The organism is Inquilinus ginsengisoli (assembly GCF_050434925.1).
In the GTDB taxonomy this organism is placed as follows: domain Bacteria; phylum Pseudomonadota; class Alphaproteobacteria; order DSM-16000; family Inquilinaceae; genus Inquilinus; species Inquilinus ginsengisoli_B.
Genome location: NZ_JBNDJK010000001.1, coordinates 4,719,128 through 4,736,948, shown reverse-complemented (window position 1 = coordinate 4,736,948; position 17,821 = coordinate 4,719,128). Strand labels below are relative to the sequence as shown.

Here is a 17,821-nt window from a genome sequence, read left to right as displayed (position 1 = left end):
ATGTTGCTGGACAAAGGCAAGCTCGCTGCCGGGAGTGGGAGCCATGCAGAGATCGCCGGCCCGCCGGGCGCGGCGGCACGTCGCTTGAGCCGGACCGGACCCGCATGCTAACCCGGCGGTCAAGCGAACGGAAAACACTCCCCAATGGTCAACGTCATATGCGCGAAATGGGGCCCGAAATACGGGCCTGAATACGTCAATCGGCTGAAGTCGATGGTCAGCCGCAATTTGGCGCGGCCGCACCGTTTCGTCTGCTTCACCGACGACCCGACCGGCCTCGACCCCGATGTCGAGCATTTCCCGATGCCGGTGCTGCAGGTGCCGGAGCCGCATCGCAACCTGCCCTGGCGCAAGGTGACGCTGTTCGGCCAGCCGCTCGGCGACCTGAAGGGGCCGACGCTGTTCCTGGATCTCGACATCGTGATCGTCGACAGCCTGGACCCGTTCTTCGACCACCCGGGCCGGTTCTGCGTGATCCACAACTGGACCCACCCGGACCGCCGCGTCGGCAACACCTCGGTCTATCGGTTCGAGATCGGGGCGCATCAAGACGTGCTGGACAATCTGGTGGCCAACCACCGCCAGATCTTCGCGCGCTACCGCAACTCGCAGACCTATGTTTCCGACCACATCGGCGAGATCACCTGGTGGCCGGACGCCTGGTGCGTCAGCTTCAAGAAGCACTGCATGCCCGGCGGCCCGTTCGGCCTGTTCAACTGGTTCATGACCCCGCGCCGCCCGGACGGGGCCCGGATCGTGGTGTTCCACGGCGACCCGAAGCCGGAATACGCGATCAGCGGTCATTGGCCGGGACGCTGGTCGAAACATGTCCGGCCCACCCCCTGGGTGGCCGAGCACTGGGGTTGACCGACCCGTCCGACATCTCCGCGCTGCGCTGCTGGATCGTCAGCGAAAGCAAGGCCGGCACCATCGCCCAGTGCCGCGGCGTGGCCGAGAAGCTGGGCGTCGCCACCGAGACCCGGCTGGTGCGGCGCCCCGATCCGGCCAAGTCCGGGCTGGCCCGGCGCCTGAACCGCCGCTGGACCCATATCCGCAACGTCCATCTGAACCGGATCCGGCCGCCCTGGCCGGATCTCGCGATCTCCTGCGGCCGCCAGGCAGAACCCGCGGTGATGGCGGCGACGCGCCGGTCCCGCGGCGCGATCTTCACCGTGCACCTGCAGATCCCGACCGTCGGCTTCGACCGGTTCGACCTGTGCTTCGTCGGCCGGCACGACTGGCGGCCGGAATTCGATGGTCGCGACGACGTGCTGCCGATGGTGGGCGCACCGCATCGCGTCGACGCCGCGCTGGTCGCCGGCCACCGCGCCGCGGCGGAGCAGCGCTTCGGCGCCCTGCCCGGCCGCCGGGCGGCGGTGATGATCGGCGGCCCCAACCCCGGCTACCGCTTTTCCCCCGCCCGCATCGACACCCTGGTCGCACAGCTGCGCGGTCTGCAGGCCGAGGGCTGGAGCCTGCTGGTCACGACTTCGCGCCGTTCCGACCCCGCCGTGCTGCCGCGGCTGCAGCAGGCGCTGGCCGGCGATCGCGGCTTCGTCTGGGACCGCACCGGCGAGAACCCCTATTTCCAGTACCTGGCGATCGCCGATGCCGTGCTGGTGACGGTGGATTCGATCACCATGACGTGCGAGGCGGCCTCGACCGGGATGCCGGTGTTCTCGATCCCGCTGGACGAGACGCCCGGCCCCTATCTCGGGAAGTTCCACCGCTTTCACCGCGACATGCAGGAGACGCTCGGGCTGACCCGGCCCTTCACCGGCACGATCGAGCCCTACGCCTATGCCCCGCTGGACGAGGCCGGCCGCATCGCCGGCATCATCCGCGAGCGGATCGCCGCCGACCGGCAACGCCGCGGGTCGTAGTCAGCTTGTCCAGCGCGCCAGCCGGCGGCGCCACCGCCGTCGCGCATGGTCCAGCTGCTCGCGCAACACCCCGCGCGGCGTGACCGCGGCCGGCAGGGTGAAGGGTTCCGCGACCGCCTGCGGCACCCGGTCATGGGGCAGGTCCAGAAGCCGGGCGAAAGGTTCGCCGGTCGCGATCTCCTCCGGCGTCCACTGGCACCAGGCCAGGCGCTCGAACACCGGCTCACGTTCCGGATAGGCCGGGCGATCGACATCGGTGCCGCGCCGGCACAGCTCGTGGCAGATCAGGGTCGGCCCGCAAAAGAAGGCCGGCACGCCGGCGATCAGGCCCTTGATCGCGGCCGTGCTGGTCCAGGTCACCGTGCACCAGGCGCCGCGCAGTTGCTCCTCCAGCGGGACCGTCGTCTTGCGGGTCCGGCGCACCACCGGGCGCCGGGTCGCCAAGGTCAGGCCGTAATCCCAGCCTTCGGGCATGCGCCGGAAATCCTGGCCGGCCCCCTTCAGCTTCTGGCCGATCACCAGGACGTGCTCGCCGCCGCGGCTCCAGTCCCGCATCGGCACGTCCCAGCCGCGCCACCGTTCCGGCCCGCCCGGCGGAAACCGCCCCTCTCCGTTCCAGCCGTCGAGCGCCACCTGGAAGAAGCGCTGCGGACCTATCGGCGACAGCCAGCCGTTCTCCATCACGATGGCCCGGCCGCCGACCGCCTTGATGGTGCGCAGCGCCGCCAGCCGCTCGGTGCCGAGGAAGGGCGACCAGCAGATCAGGACGTCGTCCGGGCCGGCGTCGCGGTCGGGCATGCCGATCGTGACCGGGCCGAGCCGGCGCGCCCCGGCCGCGACCTCGTCATAGGGCTTGACGTTGGGCTGGCCGGGGGACGGCGGGTCGCCGAGGACGATGAAGATGCGCATGCGTCGATGGCTCCGGCGTCAGGACATGCCGAGGCGACGGCGGACCGGATGGTCGCCGGGCAGGCGCAGGGTCAGGTCGCGCACGCGGCCCAGCAGCGTGTAATGCGGGCGGACCGCGGCCGGCTCTTCGAGCCGCACCGGCGTGCCGTCATGTGGCAGATCCAGCAGCCGCCCGAGCGGCTCACCGGTCGCGATCTCGGCCGGGCTCCACTGGCACCAGGCGAGGCGCTCGAACACCGGCAGCCGATCGGGGTAGATCGGCGCCTCAATCACTAGGCCGGGCCGGGACAGCTCCGGGCACAGCGTGTTCGGGCCGCAATGGAAAGCCGGGATGCCGGCGACCAGCCCCTGGATCGCGGCCGTGCTGGTCCAGGTCACCGTGCACCAGGCGCCGCGCAGATCCTCCGCCAGCGGCCGCGCCGCGCCCGGCATGCGGCGCAGCACCGGCCGACGAGTGTCCAGGCGCAGGCTCTGGGCCCAGCCCGGCGGCATGCGCCGGGCGTCGCCGATCGACTGGGCCTTCTGGCCCAGGACCAGGACGTGCCCGCCCTGCCGCTGCCAGTCCTGCAGCGTCACGCCCCAAGCGGCCCAGCGCGACGGCCCGCCATCCGCAAACCGGCCGGTGCCGTTCCAGCCGTCGAGCGCGAACTGGAAGTGGCGGACGCCGCCCGGAGGCGACAGCCAGCCATTCTCCAGGATCACGGCCCGGCCACCCGCCGCGCGCACGTCGCGGACCGCCGCCCAGCGCTTGGACAGCCGGAACGGCGACCAGGTGATCAGGACGTCCTCGGGCCCGAACCGCTCCGGCAGCTCCGTCGCGGTCGGCCCGAAGCGCTCGCAGGCGGCGATGCATTCGCGCCAGGGCTTGCGGTCGCCCTGGGGCAGATAGACGAAGAAACGGAGCGTTGTTGGCATCTTACGAATTTGTATCCGACAACTCGCCGAGCGGGGCAAGCCTCGCGCTCAGGTGCCGGGGCCGGAGACGGAGCGGCGCCGGAGCCCGACGCCGGCCTGCTCGATCGCCGTCATGATCAGCGCCCGGTGAATCTCGCTGTATTGCGGCCGGCGGGAGGGGATCACGTGGTCCTCGGAATCTCCGACATCCGGCCGCGGCATGCAGACCGGGGTTCCGGCCACCGGGATCAGCCCGGCCTGGCGGGCGACCTCGGCGATGGCTGCGGCATAGCCTTGGGACTCCCTGCATTGCGGGTCCAGATAGGGGCCGCTGGCATAGAGGCAGGTCAGGGCCTGCTCGCGGCAGAAATCGCCGATCCGGCGCAGCGATGCGGCCGCGTCCTTGCGCACCGCGCGGGGTTCGTAGGTCCGCGGATACAGCGGTCCGCCGAACCGGGCCGGGTTCTGCGGCACGTAGTCGAGCCGGGCGATGGCCGGGTCGATGGGCTCGCCGGTCGCCGCCGCCTGCAGCATCCCGGCGGGGATGTCCCAGGTGGCCAGCGAGGACAGCATCACCTGCGGCGGCACGCCGGCGAGGTCGCCCAGCGTCTCGGCGGTGTAGAGCGCGCCGGGCCAGGACGGCCTGCGCCGCATCATGTCCAGCGTCTGCATCACCACGACGACGCGCGGCCGGGTCTCCCGCACCGCACGCTTCAGCATATTCAGCGTGCCCTCGAAGCCATAGGTGCCGACCAGCGGCAGCGACATGACCGAAAGGCCGAGCCGGCGGCTCCAGTCCCGCGCATCAATGCCGTTGCCGAGCGAGCTGTCGCCGACCAGCAGGATGTCGACCTGCCGGGTGTCCTCGATCTTTTCGATCTGGTACCGCAGCAACTCGGATTCCCGCCATTCCGACAGGCCATTCTGCATACCCCACAGCGACAGCGCGCAGATCGCGGCCACCAGCGCCACGGCGGCCGCGGCGCCGGTCAGCAGGTAGCGGCGCGCGTCAGAAGCGGAAATAGATGAATTCGGAGACATCGTTCAGCTTGAGGATGCAGGCGGCGAGCAGGAGACCGATGGTGGCCGCGGCGACCGGATGCGGCCGCCAGGCCGGGACCAGCCGGCCGAGCGCCGGCGGCTCGATCCCGTCGGCATAGCCGCGGGTGGGCAGGCCGACGCCGTAGCGCCGAAACAGCGTCTGGACATTGGGCAGGCACAGGCAGGCCAGCAGCCCGGCGATCCCGGCGCCGAGCGACAACCAGACGTTCCATGCCATGCCGGGAAGCAGCGCGCCGAGGATCGTCTCCAGCGTCACCGACGGGGCATAGTCCAGCGCCGGTTCGTGCAGCCCCCCGGCGACGCCGAACAGCCCGGCATAGATCCGGCCGGCGGTGGCGATGTCGGCCGCCCGGAACGGCACCCAGGCCAGGATCACCGTCGCCGTGGTCAGGAGCCAGGCCAGGCCGGCCGGCAGCGGCACATGGAACCGGCTGGCCCGCCAGGCCTGGCAAGCGACGATCAGCAGGCCGTGCAGCGCCCCCCACAGGATGAAGGTGAAGCCGGCGCCGTGCCAGATGCCGCCCAGCAGCATGGTGACGAAGACGTTGGCGTAGCGCCGCCCTGGCCCATGCCGGTTGCCGCCGAGCGGGATGTAAAGATAGTCGCGCAGGAAGCGGGACAGGGTGATGTGCCAGCGCCGCCAGAACTCGATGATCGACAGCGACCGGTAGGGCGAGGCGAAGTTGATCGGCATCTGGATGCCGAACATCCGGCCGAGGCCGATCGCCATATCGGAATAGGCCGAGAAGTCGAAATAGATCTGCAGCGCATAGGCCATGGCCGCCGCCCAGGCGTCCAGCAGTCCGGGCTGCGAGCCCTGCGCCGCGGCGTTGAACACCGGCGAAGCGATCAGGGCGAAGCTGTCGGCGACCAGCACCTTCTTGGCCAGGCCGATGGTGAAGATCGACAGGCCGACCGCCAGATCGCCGATCCGCGCCGTCCGGGCGCCGCTGGCGAATTGGGGGATCAGCTCGCGGTGATGAACGATCGGGCCTGCGATCAGATGCGGGAAGAAGACGACGAACAGTGCATAGCGCGGCAGCGGCCAGGGTTCGCCCTCGCCGCGGGCGACGTCGACGAGATAGGCGATCTGCTGGAAGGTGTAGAACGAGATGCCGATCGGCAGGGCGATATGGACCGCGATCGCCGGCCAGCCGAAGGCGTCCGCTGCCGTCTGAGTGACGAAGCCGGTGTATTTGAAGACGAACAGGAACAGCAGGTTGCCGGCCACGGCCAGCCGCATCCAGGCGCGCCCGCGCGGCGTCAGCCGGTGGCGGTAGATCACCCCGGCGAGGTGGTGGTTGAGCACGATCGCCGCGAGCAGCAGCAGCAGCTCGACCTGGGCCGAGGCCCCGTAGAACACCAGCGAGGCGACCAGGAGGGCGGCGATCGCCCAGGAGATTCCGGCAAAGCGGCGCGCCGCCATCCACAGCGCATAGGTCAGCGGCAGGAAGAGCAGGATGAAGGCGTAGGAGTTGAACAGCATGGACGGCAGGAGACCTCGGACGACCCGAGGTCATCCGCTCGGGCGGCCAGATAATGCACAAATCCGACGATCGATCCACCGGGACCGGCGATTCGCGGCGTCCCTACCCGATCAGGCGTTCCGCGATCCGGTCCAGCGGCTTGCGGCCGGCCACGGCCGCCCGCACCCGTCCGGCCATGGTCCAGGCCGACGACACCGCGTCGGGATCGATCAGGATCTCGGGCCGGCCGTCATGCGGCAGCGACAGCAGCCGCGCGAAGGGCTCGCCGGACCGGATCTCCTCCTCGGTCCACTGCATCCAGGCATAGCGGCGGAACACCGGCTCACGCTCCGGATAGATCGGGTTGTCGACGTCGAGGCCGCGCCGCATCAGCTCGCCGCAATTGATGTGCGGCCCGCAATAAAAGGCCGGGATGCCGCGGATCAGCGACTTGATCGCGACCGTGCTGGTCCAGGTCAGCGTGGCGAAGGCGTCGTCGAGCTGCCGGTCCAGCGGCGCCTCGGTGAACCGCGTCCGTCGCACTACCCTGCGGCTGGTCCGCGGCACGACGCTCTGCGCCCAGCCCGGCGGCATGGCGCGGGGGTCGAGATTGATGCCCTTCGGCCGCTGTTCCACCACCAGGATGGTCTCGCCGCCGCGGCGCCAGTCGCGCAGCGGCACGTTCCACGAGTCCCAGCGGCTGCCGTCGCCGGCGGGGAAATCGCCGGTGCCGTTCCAGCCATGCAGCGCGAGCTGGAAGTATTTCCGCCCCTGGACCGGCGACAGCCAGCCATTCTCGCCGATGATCGCCCGCCCACCGGCCGCCCGGATCTGGCGATAGATGTCGCTGCGGAAGGTGCCGCGAAACGGGGCCCAGAGAATCGCGATGTCGTCCGGCTCGAACCGGGCCGGCGTGCTCATATGAACCGTGCCGAGACGGGCCGCGCCTTCGGCCAGCGCCGCGCCGGGCTTGCCGATGGTCACGCCCCAGAACACGAAGATCCTAGCCATGCGTGCCGTCGCCGCGCGCCTCGGCATAGATGGCATGGGGCTGCTCGAGGTCCAGCGCGTAGTTCGCCTCCAGCGCCGAGGCGGCTCGGGAGAAGACGGCCCCCTCCTTCAACGCCCCCTTCGCCGACCAGATGAAGCTGTCCTCGTCGAACGCGACATCGACCAGGCCGGCCGGCATGTGCTGCCACCGGATCCGCGGCTTGAGCCGCCGGCGGATGACATAGAGATAATAGATCGCCGGCTGGTCGATATGGTCGGTCGGCCGCATGTGCAGCGCCCGCCAGACGACGGACGCCAGCTTCTCGCAGAAGCCGAGCGATTCCTTGGAATGGCTGACGCCGACGGCACCGGCCATCACCCGGCGCCAGACCCTGCGCTCGCCGAGCCGGAAATGCAGCGTCACGTCGGCTCGCTCGATCATCCTGAAGACCTGGCCCAACGGCCGGCGGACGATGCCGTCGATGTCGACGCACAGGATCGGCGCCTTGCAGGCCAGCAGCAGGTGATGCAGGACCAGGAACCGCGCCGCCGAGAAATAGACCGGCCTGGGCAGGGACAGCCGCCGGTAGGAATCATCCTCCCAAGTGAAGGACAGCTTCACATGGCACAAGGACCGGCGCATCCGGTCGATATGGTCGAGGGTCTCCTGGCAGGGACCATAGAGATGGATGTGGATGTGCAGCGGCTCCGCCAGCTGTTCGGCGGACAAAAGGAAGCTCGGCGCGAATTTCTTGTAGTAGCCGTCGTCACAGCCGCAAAAAAGAACCCCCGGCGTCCCCATATCCGGCGTATTGCCGCGAATCCTCAAACGATAGTTCTTGACGGCGTCCCTTGCCCGTGAGTCGGTCAAATTTTCCAGAAGAACGGAAAAGGACAATCGCTTTAGAAACCATCGGGACAATCTCTTGAGTGAATGACCGCTCATGACGCCTTGTCCGAAATCCTATGCCCTTTGAGGCGGCGGCGATCGTCTGTCACCTCCCGCTGCACCACTCACCGACAGGCTGGCGGCACGAGAAATACCACACTGTGCCCGGTATCACATCCGCTTTGCGGCGCTCCAGCCCTCCGCCCACGGTTGGCGCATTGTGGGACGGAACTGTGGGCAGGATCATGGCATGACCGTGAATTTCGCACGGCCCTCGATCACCCGGATTCGCGCCAATACGCCTCCTGCCGCTCCAGGACCAGATCGGCGCCCCGGCTCCGGCCCTCCTCCTTCCGTCCGCCCTTGAGATGATCCATGAACCGGCCGAGGGGGGAATTGATCAGCACATGCGGAACCTTGAGGCCCAGCCCGCCGGCGATGTCGTAGGATCTGTGCCCCCGGCGCTCGGTCTGTTTCCGGACGATGTCGAACAGATAGGAGTCGTGGAACTCGTATTCGTGGAACATCTCGTCCCGGGTGTAGAGCCGCTCGAACTCCGCCAGCATCTCGCGCGTCGCCGGATGGCGCAGGTTGTAGGCGACGAAGCCGCATTCGGAATGGATGCGCCGGCGCAGATAGCCGACGAAGCAGTCGGCCGGGATGAATCCCTCGATCTCGTCCCGGCCGACATCGGCGAAGAACCGAGTGTCGGCATCGATCCAGATCAGCACGTCGATCTCCGCGGCCGCGGCGGCGTGGAAGATGGCGAAGCTCTTATGGGCGAACCGCACCGCGTTCCAGCGGTAGCCTTCCCCCCAGCGCTTCTCGCCGAGCTTGAAGCGCAGCTTCGCCAGATCGTAGCTCAGCCGGAAGCGCGGGCGCCGTGTCAGCCCATGGGCCAGCGGATTGTCGGCGTGGCGGTGCTTGAACGCCGCCAGATCCGGCGAGCTGGCGATCAGATCGCGCACCTCGATCCGGCCGCCGGAGAGCTTGGGCGCGAAGCCTTCGCAATACAGCAGCAGCGGCACCTCGGCGGGCCAGTGGCGATCGAAGCTCTCGACCATGCGCCGCCCATAGGCTTCATATCCTGCGGCGTTGCAGGTGGTCACCACGGCAAACCTGCGCCTTCGCTCGGCAGGCCGAACAATCATGTTGTGTGATTCTTTGAGAACATCCCCGGTTGGCGGCGAGCATAGTGGGTTCCGCAAGTATCCGCGATCCCAATTTTTGCAGTTTGAACGGCCGTACATATTCGGACAACCGACATTGCGAGACGGCGCCGCCGCGGCACCCTGCCGGAAAGCCATCCTAGACGAGCATCACGCGTGCGCCCGCCGAGATTCGTCACGTCGACGGCCCCGGCTTCGCCAGCACCGCATCGTAGTCGGCCCGGTCCAGCCCCATCACCGCGCCGCCGCGGCCGACATTGCGCAGGATCCGGCCGTCCGCCTCGAACGCCTGGCGCAGGATGCCGAACTCGCGCCCATAGATCTCGTCCTCGGGGCGGACGTACTGATTCGTCTCGCTCTGCCCGGCGGCGTAGAAATAGGTGGTGTCCTGCGCGTAATCGAGGTCGACGCCGAGGATGTAGGCCTCCGCGAAGCCCATGTAATGGGCGATCTGGGCGGCGAACAGGATCACCGTCGAATCATTGCCCAGCCCTTGCCAGGGATGGTGCCGGAAGCCCTGCTTGCGCAGGCCGCCGCGATAGCCGGGGAAGGTCACCACCCGCTCGGCCGACGGCCGGAACTCGGGCCGGGCGGCGATGGTGTCGCGCACCAGGTAGGTGCCGACCGGCAGGGTCGAGACATCGGCCTTGATCCGGTCCCAGCCGCGCAGGTCGCTCAGCACATAATAGGGAATCGGCGCCGGCAGCCCGTGCTCCAGCGCCTTGTAGCCCTTCTTGACCACGAAGAACTGCTCGCCGGCCAGCTTCGACAGGTCGAAGTCGAGCAGCGACGGCGCATTGCCCAGCAGGAAGCAGCGCTGGCCGCGATGGCGGTCCTTCAGCTGCATGATCCGGCGGGTGCGGCCCGGCGCGGCCAGGGCCCCGGCCAGGGCGTAGGTCTTGGCGAGCAGCGGCAGCATCGCGATCTCCTCAGCCCTCGGCCGCGGCAGGCGCGCCCAACAGCTCCCGGTAGACCGCCAGGGTCGAGCCCGTCATCGCCTCCTTGGTGTAATGCGCCGCGACCGTGGCGATCGCCCGGTCCGCCATCCACCCGCGCTCCTCCGGCGTCAGCGACAGCGCATGGTCGATGGCGGCGGCCAGGGCGTCGGGGTCGTTCGGCGGCACCAGCCAGCCGGTCTCGCCCTCGGCCACCAGCTCGGGCGGTGCGCCGATATTGGTGGCGATCACCGGCCGGCCCAGCGCCATCGCCTCCACCACCACGCGGCCGAAGCCTTCGGGATCGGTCGAGGCATGCACCACCACGTCCGACAGCATATAGGCGGCCGGCATGTCGTCGCAGTGGTCGACCAGCTGCACCACGCCGTTCAGCCCCTTCGCCGCGATCCGGTCGAGCAGTTCCTTCCGATAACCGCTGCGGCCCTGGTCGCTGCCGACGATCAGGCAGCACAGGTCCTGCCGGCCGAGCCGGGCCAGCGCGTCGATCACCACGGTCTGGCCCTTCCACCGGGTCAGGCGCCCCGGCATCAGCACCACCGGTCGGTCGTCCGGCACTCGCCAGGCGCGGGCCAGCTTGATCATCCGCTCGGCCGAGACCGCCGCGATCGCGAATTGCCGCAGGTCGACGCCGCGCGGGATGGTGCGGATCCGCGCCGGATCGGTGCCGTAGCTGTCGACGATATAACGGGCGACGTAGTCGGAGATGGCGATCACCCGGTCGCCGCGCCCCATGATCGCATTGTACAGCCGCTTGGCCGCGCTGTGCTGGTTGTAGGGCGCGTGCACGGTGGTGACGAAGGGGATGCCCCGGCGCCGGCAGGCGGCATGGGCGCTCCAGGCCGGGGCGCGGCTGCGGGCATGCACCAGGTCGACCCCGCGGTCGCGGATCAGCGCCTCGAGCCGGCGAATGTTGCGCCAGATCGTGACCGGGTTCTTGCCGGCCAGCGGCAGCGCGACATGCTCGGCCCCGGCCCGCGCCAGGTCGCGCAGCATGGCGCCGCCGGCCGAGGCGACCAGCGCCTTGCCGCCCGCCGCCTCGATCGCCGCGGCGACGTCGACGCAGCCGCGCTCCGCCCCGCCGGTGCCGAGCGCCGGCAGCACCTGCAGGATGGTGCGTCCGCGCAGATCGACCGGGGACGCGTCGGCTGCGTCGTCATGGGGCAGGAGTTGAGCGGTCACGGGATCCGATGGTACCGGGCAAACAGGGCGCGCACCCTACCTCAGCGGCCGGAGGCGCGCCATCGCCCGGATCGTCAGGCAGGGCTGCGCCAGCGCAGCGACATGCAGGACAGGCCGGCGTCGAGCTTGCCGGTCTCCTCGACCTGCAGCGGCACCACCCGGTAGCCGAGCCGGTCGAGCGCCTCGGCGGTGCGCGGGAAGGCGGCGCCGACCAGGACGACATCGTTGACCCGAAGCGCATTGGCGGCCGCGTCCTCCCCCTCCGGCACCCGCACCACGCGCATCCCGGGGAAGAAGCCGGCCAGCGCCTCGGTCGCCAGCACCGTCTCGCTGTCGAGCAGCGAGCAGGCGGTCTTGAAGTGCAGCACGCCGGGCGGCGGCGTCACCACCTCGGCCTTGCGGCCGAGCTCGGCCAGCAGCGCCGCCAGCGCGCCGGCGCCGCGGGCATCGGTGCGGGCGGACAGGCCGATCATGACGGCGCGCGGCGTCACCAGCACATCGCCGCCCTCGGCGAAGCCGGCCTCCAGCGCCAGCACCTGCTCGAACCGCGCGGTCAGGGCCGCGGCGATCTCCGCCGCCTCGCCCAGCCGCGACGGCGCGCCGGGGCGCAGCAGGATGGCGCCCTCGGGGAAGGTCAGCGCCGGATCCTCGACGAAGACGGAATCGGGGAAGCCCTCGAGCGGCGGCAGCACCTCAACCGCCACGCCCGCCTGCTCCAGCGCCGCGACATAGGCGGCGTGCTCGGCCCGGAACCGGGCCATGTCGGGCGCGCCCCGGTCGACGGCGCGCAGCCCGTCCACCGCGGACCCGGCAGGCTGGCGCGCCAGGGCGCGATCGAACCGGAACACCTCGGCCATTTTTTGTCTCCCGCTTCCCTGTTTTGCGACGCCGAGTCTAGCGTGAGGGCCGGCGGCCGACCATGCCGGAAGCGACGTTCACCAGGCAATCGCTTGAAGGCAGCGCGACGTCGGAGGCCTTGCATTTGCCCCTCCCGCAAGCGGGACCTTTTCAGAACGTCCATCCCTCACCGTCATTGCGAGGAGGCGAAGCCGACGAAGCAATCCATCGTCCCGCACGAGCGGCTGCATGGATTGCTTCGCTGCGCTCGCAATGACGGTGTTGGGAATTCTGAAAAGGTCCCGCTTGCGGGAGAGGCAATCGGACCGTCCCCCATCCGCTGCCGGAGGCGCTTCAAGCGATTGCCCGCGCCGTTCACGATCCCCCACAACTCCGCTTGCCGAGCCCGACCCTCATGGCTATTGTCGGCGCCTCCAGCGGAGGGGTGGCCGAGTGGTTGAAGGCGCTCGCCTGGAAAGCGGGTATACGGTGTTGAGCCGTATCGAGGGTTCGAATCCCTTTCCCTCCGCCATTTATCGCTGTAAGTAGCTGTTTTTACGCGATAAATTGCCAGACAGAAATCTTGGCCTACATATCAGCGCACACATGCAAGCCCGGTCGATCCCGACTCGACGCACCGGACCGGCGGTGAGTCGTCTCCGCAACAGCGGCTCCCTGTCGGGGCCGCTCGGAACCCCGCGCCCGCGCCGCCCATTGCAGCGACATGGAGCACTGTAGCGACTGGCGCGACTGGACCGTCCTCCCGACCGGCCACGGCACCGGAACCGTAGGCTGTGGCGATCTCCGCGGCTGGTTCACGCGCAACAGCCATGGCCACATCCAAATCGAGTGGACCAGCGCGCCTGAATCCGTCCTTCCGCCGGATGTCGTCCGAGCCGCGACCGAAGCCTGCGCGAAGGCCGATGGCGGTCAGCATACAAGCAAGGCCGGGCGAAACAACGCGGGAGGCTGAGGTGGCGAGCGGGCGCGATGCGTCGGATTGGACGGTCGAGCACACCGGCGATGAGGGCACTATCCGCTCCGCCAACTATCGCGGGCGCTTCCGGGTCGACCGGCGCGGCGTGATCCGGCTCATATGGCAGGACGGGCCCGAGCCGCAGGATCATGGGCCGGTCAGCCAGGCTGCCAAAGAGGCGATCGAGGCGGCGATCAGGCCGAGGGCCTAGCCGACTCACCCGCCGCCGCGCTATCGGTCACTGATGAGCGACGCCCCTCCTCCATCGAAGATCTTCGCCCCCGGCTGGGTCCACTACTGCGAGCGCGCCGGCTGCACGGCCTGGGGCGCCTTCGGCAGCCCGGGCCCGCGCGGCGAGACCGTCTGGCACTGCAAGGAGCATGATCCGAACGGCGGGAGGGGGAGTGAGGGGCGACCCGGCATCGCGCCGGACTAAGCGCTTGACGGCCCCTCATCCAACGAACACGATATGACGACAACAGCAATCTATCACTGTTGAATTCTCGTATTTGAAACTCTCACTCGCAGATGGCAGGCACAAGCGGCGAATGCGGCTGTTCTGAAATGCCGGCGATACTGCATTACTTTCATACGCAATATGTCGAAGGATTGCAGAACTCCGATGAAAAGCTCAAAACCAAGAAGGATAATAACACCTGTTAAACCACAAAGGGTTCGCGATCCGGTACACAACCTCATTGAATTTGGAACTGGTCAATTCGAACACACGTTGTGGCGCGTAATTCAGGAACCGCCTTTTCAGAGATTGAGGCGTATTAGACAACTCGGCTTCTCCGAATTCGTTTTTCCAGGGGCGACCCACACCCGATTTGCTCATAGCATCGGTGTCTTCTACATCGCTCGTTCACTGATGAAATTGATCGAGCGTCATGTTGGCAATGCTTCGGGGCAATTCCTTGAATACCAATCTCGCTTGGCTCTCGCTGCCGCGTTAGTACATGACGTCGGACACGGAATGTTCAGCCATGCGTTCGAAGAAGTTGCTAGAGATTTTAATTTAGATATGGGAAAGCATGAAGATGTCAGTAAAGCAGTAATTAAGGATAGCGAAATAACAAATGTCTTTAACACGGAACTTGGAAGCGGTTTTTCTAATGATGTTGCCGACTTAATTGGCAGCAAGGAGCCCGGAAGCCTCTACGATGCAGTAGTATCGAGCCAATTTGATGCAGATCGGCTAGACTATATGCAACGCGACAGACTGATGACTGGTGTTCAGAGCAGCGGATTTGATCTTCCCTGGCTACTGGCTAATTTAGAGATCGGCTCGGTTCAGACTGGCACTGACGATGAAGGCACCGGATCGATTGAGACACTCGTACTCGGGCCTAAGGCGGCGCAAACTGCCGAAAGTTATGTTCTTTCCCTCTTTCATTTATATCCCAATGTTTACTTGCACAAAACAACTAGAGGCGCTGAGAAGATATTTGGCGTATTGGTCCGTCGTATGCTCAGGCTTGGCCTGGACGGTCAGGAAGCTCTAGTGGGCTTGGCATCAAATCATCCCCTGATTCGCTTCGTTAAGGACCCAACCAGATTGGCGCATGCGCTTGTCTTGGATGACGCAGTCTTTTGGGGTGCCCTTCCGATGCTGATCGAGGCCCAGGACTCACAGATTCAAAAGTTGGCGAAAGCGCTCTACGAGCGTCACCTCCCAGCCGGCATCGATATTCGAAGGCAGGTGGAGATGGCCCTTCCGATTAAGAAGGATGAGCCTCGGCCACACTGGAGAGCACGCCTGACGCTCGTCTGTGCTCAGATCGAGGCAGCACTAAAGGCTGAGCCGTTGGCCGATCCGGACGGCGCGGCTCGCATCCTCGTCGACAGATATGAGCGGGTGCCATACAAGCGGTATGCGGATTCCAATTCGCCGCTGAACCGGATACTCATTCGAATGGGGGTCGGAGAACCAGGAGACGTCGCCGAGATGTCACCCGTAATCGCAGGCGCGGAACCCTTCTCGATTTTTCGCGCTTACGTTTTCCGAGATGACACAGAGGCACGCCAAGTGGTAGAGAACATAGTGAGAACGGAAATCGGGGGAAGCACAAATGGCCACGCGTAATCCGCACCTCGCGGCGACGCGCATCATCATCGACGCCGGTGGAGAGCTCGTTGGGCGTACCCGCCTCCAGAAGATCGCGTATCTGATGCAACTGGCTGGCTTCGGCGAGGAGTTCGAATTCGAGTACCACCATTTTGGGCCATATAGCGAAGATCTGGCTCGCGGTATCGATATAGCCGCCGCATTTGGGGATGTCGAAGAGGAAGAAAAACAAGCAGCTTGGGGCGGCCGATATTCGGTTTTCACACTCAAGCAGCCGGCGGCAGCGGCCGATCAAATGCGGTCTGAGTTCGCGCAGCAAGCCAAGCTTTTAAATGCCGTTGAGTTAGAACTTGCTGCTACTGCGGCCTTTCTGTTTGCTGTTGAGCGCAAGGATGACCCTTGGGAGGAAACTCGGCGCCGCAAGCCGGAGAAGGCAAGGGACGGCAGGTTACAGCGGGCGATGGTTGCATATGAGAGCCTGCGCGGCTTGCAGACCCCGATTCCACTTCCAAAATTGCCGGAATAGTGTGAGCCCCGCTCCGGCGGGGCTCTTCGTTTCACGGCGACTCCCGCCTAGGGGTACCGCTGCCACCCCTTTCGGGCGGGCCGCACATATGCCCTTATTCCTGCAGCGCTAGGGGGTCACCCGCGCTCAGGCCCGGCCCGGATCTATCCCCACCACGTTCCGGGTCGGGCCACCCACGCTATGGTGGCATCGCTGCATCCCAGCTCGACTCGATCGCCGGGCAACACGGCCATGGCATCGAATTAATTTCAATTTCAGGAATATTGGGCTATGTATCATCCCACATAGACGTTCCCTCCGGGGGAAATGAGCGTGAACGCCATCGATTACAAATTGCAGTATGCCGTTGGTCCCGTCGCGGTACGAGCTGGTACGCCAGCAGAGTGGCGGTCATTACCCTCGAAACCGACAGAAAAGATGATCGCCGCCGGGAGCAAGGCTGGTCCGGTTAACGTGGATGTCGCGTGGCGGATATATCGAGCGGTTCTCGAGGCTGCTCGCTGATCGGCTCTGCTCGGCGCTGGGCCCGACCCGGGTCTCGCCTCACCATGTTCCGGGTCGGGCTTCGTACAAGCGGCGCGCGGTCGGAGCCGGTCTAGCTGTGCGCACTGCCGTTGTGCCGCCCCTGCTCACGGTCCGGCGAAACTAGCGGCCCACCGAGCAGGAAGGGACGCTCGTCGTTCCGCATGCGATGCCGGTTCGCGGTCTCGACTATCCATCGACCGTCCCGCGGCTGCTCATCAACGATGAAGTCGTAGGGCCCGCCCGTGACCTCGAAGCCGTGTCTCGAGAGGTCGTGCGCCGCCTTCCAGATGACCGTTGGATCTCCCGGTGCCACCGGAGGCTCCTCTTCGACAAGGGCTGCCTCTTCCCACGCGTCAGCTGGTTCATCGGCCAGGCGGTACTCGACCCGATTGCCTCCACCAGATCGCTTCAGCCGGCCCTGCTCAAGCAACTTGTCGAGCCGCTTGTAGGCCACGCCCTGCGAGATGCCCATCCGCTGCTCGATCAGACGGCGGTTGACGCGCACCTTGCGGCTGCGAAACTCGGCAATGACCTTCATGAGGTCCTCTGCCCATGTTTCGGGCTCAGGGTCGAGCCACCCCTCGGGCGCGGAGACGGGCGCGCGCTCCTCGGAGAAGCGGATATCGACGGGCCAGTACACGTGCTTGGTGGATGTCCCGACGTTTCGAACCTTGCCCTGAAGCAGCAGGTCCGTGACGCGGTGCCTCGCACGGTCGAGGCTCGTTCCGAGCGCGCGCGCTAAGGCGAGCGTTGTGGCCTGTTCCTTCCTTCCGACCAGGGCGTGCAATGCGGCCATTGTCTCCTTGCCCCGATCGACCTCTGCGAACGCGCTCCGCGTCAGCGGGCCATCGCCCACTAGCCTGTAATGTGCACCATGGTATTGGCCGTGCCTTTCGATTTCGCCCGCCAACCTTAGTCGCCGCAGGCGATCGGCTGCGTTCCCCAGAGGGATCCGCATGTACGAGGACAGAGTGGTCTTGGTGACCGGCTTCCCAGCTTGTGACATCTCGCGGATCGCATAGAAGGTTGCTTCCTTCCACCCACCAGATGTCGCGGGGTCTCCCGCCACAGGGCGCTCGGGGTCCTCCGATTGCGATGTGGATGGCCGTTTCAGGCAGTCAGCCTGACGCTGCGGCTCCGCGGTCGGAAGGGTCGCCCGCGGCGCTCCTGCGCAGATCCATTCCTCTGCCGACTGCGCCGCGGCCATGGCCACCGAAAGCAGGGAATGTTCGTTCAGCGCCGCATTGAGCAGGCGTTCTCGGAGAGCGACCGTCATCTGGACCTCGTCGAGAGAGGGCGTGAGCCCGATCTAACTATGGGGTCGTGAGAGGATCGAGGCCGCAATATATGGCGTTTCAGAGTTCGATTCGACTCAAATCTGCAACCGATTGAGTCGGCCACTGCCAACAAAAAGAAGGGCGGCCGAGTTGCCCCGGCCGCCCTCGCCTGCCCGCTATCCATCAGCCCAAAAGGCTGATCGGTCCTATCGACG

17 protein-coding genes and 1 tRNA gene are annotated in these 17,821 nt (G+C 66.7%); 7 read left to right on the top strand and 11 right to left on the bottom strand.

All coding sequences use genetic code 11. From position 1 onward, the window contains the following. Positions 1-144: 144 nt before the first annotated feature. Together QFZ27_RS22640 and QFZ27_RS22635 are read left to right on the top strand one after the other, a co-directional pair. Positions 145-867 (top strand): hypothetical protein, encoded by a 723-nt coding sequence (locus QFZ27_RS22640; RefSeq protein ID WP_429228710.1) that lies wholly within the window; start codon positions 145-147, stop codon positions 865-867. Beyond that, complete coding sequence (locus QFZ27_RS22635; protein WP_429228709.1) at positions 864-1,883, top strand: mitochondrial fission ELM1 family protein; 1,020 nt, start codon at positions 864-866, stop codon at positions 1,881-1,883. Before QFZ27_RS22640 ends, QFZ27_RS22635 begins: the two co-directional genes overlap by 4 nt. Here QFZ27_RS22635 and QFZ27_RS22630 read toward each other — a convergent pair whose 3' ends face one another. From QFZ27_RS22630 to QFZ27_RS22585, 10 genes are all read right to left on the bottom strand, one after another. Beyond that, entirely contained in the window at positions 1,884-2,792 is a 909-nt protein-coding gene (locus QFZ27_RS22630; protein WP_429228708.1) for a hypothetical protein, read from the bottom strand. Positions 2,793-2,810: 18 nt separating this feature from the next. After that, positions 2,811-3,707, bottom strand: a complete 897-nt coding sequence (locus QFZ27_RS22625; RefSeq protein ID WP_429228707.1) for a hypothetical protein — start codon at positions 3,705-3,707, stop codon at positions 2,811-2,813. Positions 3,708-3,755: 48 nt separating this feature from the next. Next, a complete protein-coding gene (locus QFZ27_RS22620; RefSeq protein WP_429228706.1) occupies positions 3,756-4,727 on the bottom strand; it encodes a hypothetical protein in 972 nt (323 codons plus the stop codon). Next, positions 4,696-6,234 carry an MBOAT family O-acyltransferase gene (locus QFZ27_RS22615; RefSeq protein WP_429228705.1) on the bottom strand — a complete coding sequence of 513 codons (1,539 nt, stop codon included), beginning with the start codon at positions 6,232-6,234 and terminating at the stop codon, positions 4,696-4,698. Before QFZ27_RS22615 ends, QFZ27_RS22620 begins: the two co-directional genes overlap by 32 nt. Before the next feature lie 103 nt (positions 6,235-6,337). Then, a complete protein-coding gene (locus QFZ27_RS22610; RefSeq protein ID WP_429228704.1) occupies positions 6,338-7,225 on the bottom strand; it encodes a hypothetical protein in 888 nt (295 codons plus the stop codon). Beyond that, entirely contained in the window at positions 7,218-7,934 is a 717-nt protein-coding gene (locus QFZ27_RS22605) for a hypothetical protein (RefSeq protein WP_429228703.1), read from the bottom strand. The genes QFZ27_RS22610 and QFZ27_RS22605 overlap by 8 nt, the downstream gene beginning before the upstream one ends. A 437-nt stretch (positions 7,935-8,371) precedes the next feature. Beyond that, a complete protein-coding gene (locus QFZ27_RS22600; RefSeq protein ID WP_429228702.1) occupies positions 8,372-9,205 on the bottom strand; it encodes a hypothetical protein in 834 nt (277 codons plus the stop codon). Positions 9,206-9,437: 232 nt separating this feature from the next. Next, entirely contained in the window at positions 9,438-10,181 is a 744-nt protein-coding gene (locus QFZ27_RS22595) for a hypothetical protein (protein WP_429228701.1), read from the bottom strand. 10 nt (positions 10,182-10,191) lie between these two features. Continuing rightward, entirely contained in the window at positions 10,192-11,397 is a 1,206-nt protein-coding gene (locus QFZ27_RS22590; protein ID WP_429228700.1) for a glycosyltransferase family 4 protein, read from the bottom strand. Between the two features lie 74 nt (positions 11,398-11,471). Beyond that, positions 11,472-12,254, bottom strand: coding sequence for an arginine deiminase family protein (locus QFZ27_RS22585; protein ID WP_429228699.1), 783 nt, complete (start codon positions 12,252-12,254; stop codon positions 11,472-11,474). A 419-nt stretch (positions 12,255-12,673) separates the two neighbouring features. Between QFZ27_RS22585 and QFZ27_RS22580 the strand changes: the two genes are divergently transcribed. The 5 genes from QFZ27_RS22580 to QFZ27_RS22560 all read left to right on the top strand — a co-directional run bounded on the left by QFZ27_RS22580 (position 12,674) and on the right by QFZ27_RS22560 (position 15,804). Further along, a tRNA-Ser gene (locus QFZ27_RS22580) sits at positions 12,674-12,766 on the top strand. 442 nt (positions 12,767-13,208) lie between these two features. After that, positions 13,209-13,421, top strand: a complete 213-nt coding sequence (locus QFZ27_RS22575; protein ID WP_429228698.1) for a hypothetical protein — start codon at positions 13,209-13,211, stop codon at positions 13,419-13,421. A 33-nt stretch (positions 13,422-13,454) separates the two neighbouring features. Continuing rightward, entirely contained in the window at positions 13,455-13,646 is a 192-nt protein-coding gene (locus tag QFZ27_RS22570; RefSeq protein WP_429228697.1) for a hypothetical protein, read from the top strand. A gap of 186 nt (positions 13,647-13,832) precedes the next feature. Beyond that, the gene (locus QFZ27_RS22565; protein ID WP_429228696.1) at positions 13,833-15,296 is read left to right on the top strand and encodes an HD domain-containing protein; all 1,464 of its coding nucleotides are present in this window, start codon (positions 13,833-13,835) and stop codon (positions 15,294-15,296) included. Continuing rightward, complete coding sequence (locus QFZ27_RS22560; protein WP_429228695.1) at positions 15,283-15,804, top strand: hypothetical protein; 522 nt, start codon at positions 15,283-15,285, stop codon at positions 15,802-15,804. The genes QFZ27_RS22565 and QFZ27_RS22560 overlap by 14 nt, the downstream gene beginning before the upstream one ends. 595 nt (positions 15,805-16,399) lie before the next feature. Here QFZ27_RS22560 and QFZ27_RS22555 read toward each other — a convergent pair. After that, positions 16,400-17,605: a hypothetical protein gene (locus QFZ27_RS22555; RefSeq protein ID WP_429228694.1), complete on the bottom strand. Its 1,206-nt coding sequence runs from the start codon at positions 17,603-17,605 to the stop codon at positions 16,400-16,402. Between the last annotated feature and the right edge of the window lie 216 nt (positions 17,606-17,821).